The organism is Klebsiella sp. 4_1_44FAA, assembly GCF_000238715.1.
GTDB lineage: Bacteria > Pseudomonadota > Gammaproteobacteria > Enterobacterales > Enterobacteriaceae > Klebsiella > Klebsiella pneumoniae.
The window spans coordinates 3,255-7,115 of sequence record NZ_JH414821.1 but is presented as its reverse complement, the minus strand read 5'-3'; the positions used below and the strand labels follow the sequence as shown (position 1 = coordinate 7,115).

The 3,861-nt window shown below is 58.5% G+C and carries 4 protein-coding genes; all 4 read left to right on the top strand.

Features of this window, described 5'->3' with window-relative positions; genetic code table 11:
- The first annotated feature begins 510 nt into the window (after nucleotides 1-510).
- The 4 genes from HMPREF1024_RS00380 to HMPREF1024_RS00395 all read left to right on the top strand — a co-directional run bounded on the left by HMPREF1024_RS00380 (nucleotide 511) and on the right by HMPREF1024_RS00395 (nucleotide 3,078).
- Nucleotides 511-738, top strand: a complete 228-nt coding sequence (locus tag HMPREF1024_RS00380; RefSeq protein WP_001568050.1) for a hypothetical protein — start codon at nucleotides 511-513, stop codon at nucleotides 736-738.
- A 91-nt stretch (nucleotides 739-829) separates the two neighbouring features.
- Nucleotides 830-1,060 carry a hypothetical protein gene (locus HMPREF1024_RS00385; RefSeq protein WP_009310031.1) on the top strand — a complete coding sequence of 77 codons (231 nt, stop codon included), beginning with the start codon at nucleotides 830-832 and terminating at the stop codon, nucleotides 1,058-1,060.
- A 51-nt stretch (nucleotides 1,061-1,111) separates the two neighbouring features.
- Nucleotides 1,112-2,467: a DUF3560 domain-containing protein gene (locus HMPREF1024_RS00390; protein ID WP_009310030.1), complete on the top strand. Its 1,356-nt coding sequence runs from the start codon at nucleotides 1,112-1,114 to the stop codon at nucleotides 2,465-2,467.
- A 47-nt stretch (nucleotides 2,468-2,514) separates the two neighbouring features.
- Nucleotides 2,515-3,078 carry a trans-aconitate 2-methyltransferase gene (locus HMPREF1024_RS00395; RefSeq protein ID WP_009310029.1) on the top strand — a complete coding sequence of 188 codons (564 nt, stop codon included), beginning with the start codon at nucleotides 2,515-2,517 and terminating at the stop codon, nucleotides 3,076-3,078.
- Nucleotides 3,079-3,861 lie beyond the last annotated feature (783 nt).

The window sequence follows — 3,861 nt, the reverse complement described above, 5'->3', positions numbered from 1 at the left end:
CCGCTACGCGGTTTCGGGCCTGGCGGCTAGTGTCTGATGTCTGACGTCAGGGTCAACGGCAGCGCTTGCTGCGACCGTCCCGGCCGCGCCGCTTTCACCGTGCCGGCGAAGGACTGCCGGCACTCTGCGGGGCAACGCCGTTTCGCGCCCGCGCTCTTCGTCGTTGCGCGGGTGCCTGCTCTTTCCCCTGGTACCCGTATCACCCGTTTGAGTCCATTCGCCGGGGCTGAGACAAGCACAACCCGTCTTGCTGTCCAGGGGACGGCAGGGCCTTTCGCAATAAATTTTTCCCGGCCATTCCGCTGCCGCTTCATTAGGCCGAAAAAAATTTCCCGCTCACCCCCGGACATCTGCACCGGGCCGTGCTCGTTTACGCCCTTGCGGCGAACGGCTCTCAAACGGGTGAAGGTTATATCCAGGGGGCAGGTTCAGCAGGTCCCCGCACAAAGTCAAAACCGCGGCCCCGGCAACTCAACGGGTGATGTTCTTTAAAAATCAGGAAAAAGAAAAATGCAGGATCCTTCATTGCGAACGTATCGGATCGCATTTCTGGGAAGCAATGCCAGCGGCAATCTGCCGATGTTTACCCGGGTGCAGGCCACGACCGGAAAACGGGCGATAAAAGCGTTTATTGAACGCTGTGAACCCGTCAAAGGCTGGTTTCTGGGCGAACCGGAAGACATTACCGATCAGCTTAAGAAGGAGGAAGAAGAAGCGGGAAGCAAACCGCAGATATGAAAAAAGCAGGGTAAACCCTGCTTCTCCCACGCCGTAAAAATCGCACGAACGGTTTTTCCGGCTTCGTTAACTACCATAAGGAGTCAACTTTATGATCTTTTCTATTTTTTCACCTTCCGCAGGCGCTGTAAAGCCCCGTCGTCATTCGCGCATTCTGCGCGCAGATATCACCGCACCTGAGATTGATCCCGCTCTCAGAGCTTTCGGGCGTCATATCGCCAGAAGTCACCGCAAAGGGCGCGGTGTCCACATCCCCGCGATGAAAAATACCGCCCTCGGGCAGGTACTCCGCACGCTGGAACTGAAACGCGCATTTAACTGATGAGGTGAGCCGCCCCGCGAGGGGCGGCAACTGCAGGAAGGAGAAAACACAATGACACCGACTACCGCACAGATCATGACGGAAAATACCGTCAGCCAGACTTACCGGGCAACCTATTCACCCGATGATAATAAATTGCGACTTTACGCATCATTACGGCTCGATGAAGAAACGTATTCCCTGATCAACAAAGCAGGCTTTCGCTGGGCGCCCAAACAGGAACTCTTTGTGGCGCCAGCCTGGACGCCGGGGCGGGAGGATGTCCTGCTTTCCCTCGCCGGTGATATCGAGGACGAGGACAGCACCCTGTTTGATCGCCAGGAGCAGCGCGCCGGGCGGTTCAGTGACTACAGTGACCGGCGGGCGGTTGAATCGGAGCAGGCGCTTGCGCATGTTGATTCGCTGGCATCGGCTGTCCCGCTGGGACAGCCGATCCTGGTAGGCCACCACAGCGAGCGCCGCGCGCGCCGGCATGCGCAGAAAATTGAGAACGGCATGAAACGTGCGGTGATGCTGTTCGAGCGCGCCGAATACTGGGAACAGCGCGCGCAGGCCTCTCTGCGGCACGCGAAATACAAGGAGCGTCCGGATGTGCGTTACCGCCGTATCAAAAAAATCGAGGCGGAATTACGCAAGTCCCAAAAGCACATTGCCCGGTCTGAAAAGTATATGACGATGTGGCGTGCGCAGACGCTCGATCTGAAAATGGCGTTACTGGTCAGTAATTATGATCATATTCATGCCTGCTTCACGCTCGACAAATACCCCCGCCCGGCAGAGAAAAGCCAGTATGAGGGCTCGATGTCTCTCCATTCTGCCCTGTCTGAGGAGATCATTACTTTTGAACAGGCGCGGGATATTGCGATCCGCTGTCATGAGCGCACGATTAGCCACCAACAGCGCTGGGTTAATCATTACCAGAACCGCCTGGCCTACGAACGCGCGATGCTTAATGAAAACGGTGGCGTTGTCACCCGAACAGAGGAATTTGAACCAGGCGGGCAGGTACTGAGCCGGGGAGAATGGTTAACCATTCTCCGGGTTAACCGGAGTCAGGGGGAGGTGAGTTCAGTCGAAACGCCCTGTTATCGCTTTCTGGGCTACAGCGGCACGATGAAACTCACGCCCGACCGTATCACGGACTACAAAGCCCCGACAGCGGAGGAAGCCAGCAACGCGAAGAAAGCGGCGAAGCGCCCACCGATCGTCAACTATCCGGGGGAAGGGTTCCGGGAAATGACAAAGGCCGAGTGGGCGAAATTACCCGCTGATTATAAAGGCGTGCGGGGTGCTGCAGAAACCGAAACACACGGCGCCTATCGCTTGCGCCGGTGCATGACGCACGGTTGTACGCTCGTGAATGTGTATATCACAGACATGAAAACCGTTGAAATTCCGAAAAAATAACAGGAAGGCTCCCCGGCATCTTGCCGGGGAGGTCAGGGAGTACATTCATGCATCATGACCTTAAACACCGTATTCAGGCGATGCGGGACAAACTGGAGGGGCGCGCCCCTGTCGCTGAAATTCAGGGGAGCTCGCAGCTTTTTGTCACCCCCTCCCCGGAATGTCGCCGGCTGGTTGAGCTGGCTGATGTCCGGGAAACCGATCGCATTCTGGAACCCAGCGCAGGAACGGGCGCCATACTGCAGGCGATCAGGGATACAGTCCCCCGGGCGAAGTGTGACGCCGTGGAGCTGCACGCCGGGTTAGTCAGCCACCTGCAGGCACGTTTCCCGGAGGTCCGGACCTGGTGCGGGGATTTTCTCGAATATCATCCGGATCGCCGGTATACCCGAATCATCATGAATCCGCCGTTTCATCGCGGTGATGATATCCGGCATATCCGGCGGGCATTAACTCTGCTTGAGCCTGGCGGGATTCTGACTGGAATATGTCTGGACGGCCCGCGTCAGCAAAAGGCGCTGGAGTCCCTGGCGGACGTCTGGGAGCCGTTGCCGCGGGGAACATTCACGTATACCCAGGTAGCGACCGCCATCCTCAGAATAACCGTCTGATGACACGTTAAGCCGGCGGGGCACCTGTCCCCGTCTGGCCGCGCCTCGAAAGACCGCGCGCCTGCGGCGCCGGGAAAACCGGGCCGCGCTGACGCGCCGCCCGCATTTCCTTTCCGCGTCTTCCCTGTTTGCTGCCTGCTGTCTGTCTGCTTCCTCTTCTTCTCCCTGCTGTGATGCCTCTTTTTAACCCTTAAAGGCTTTAAAAACATACCCACACTGGACACCTTCGGCTCCCGGCCAGCTGCGCTGTCCGGTCGTCGAGCCACACTCCGCTAACCGCGAAAAGACGCGGTAAGCTCCGCCGAACCCGCAAGCGGTTTCGGGCCTGACGGCTAGTGTCTGATGTCTGAAGTCAAGGTCAACGGCAGCGCTTGCTGCGACCGTCCCGGTCGCGCCGCTTTCACCGTGCCGGCGAAGGACTGCCGGCACTCTGCGGGGCAACGCCGTTTCGCGCCCGCGCTCTTCGTCGTTGCGGCGGGTGCCTGCTCCTTTCCCCTGGTACCCGTATCACCCGTTTGAGTCCATTCGCCGGGGCTGAGACAAGCACAACCCGTCTTGCTGTCCAGGGGACGGCAGGGCCTTTCGCAATAAATTTTTCCCGGCCATTCCGCTGCCGCTTCATTAGGCCGAAAAAAATTTCCCGCTCACCCCCGGACATCTGCACCGGGCCGTGCTCGTTTACGCCCTTGCGGCGAACGGCTCTCAAACGGGTGAAGGTTATATCCAGGGGGCAGGTTCAGCAGGTCCCCGCACAAAAGTCAAAAACCGCGGCCCCGGCAACTC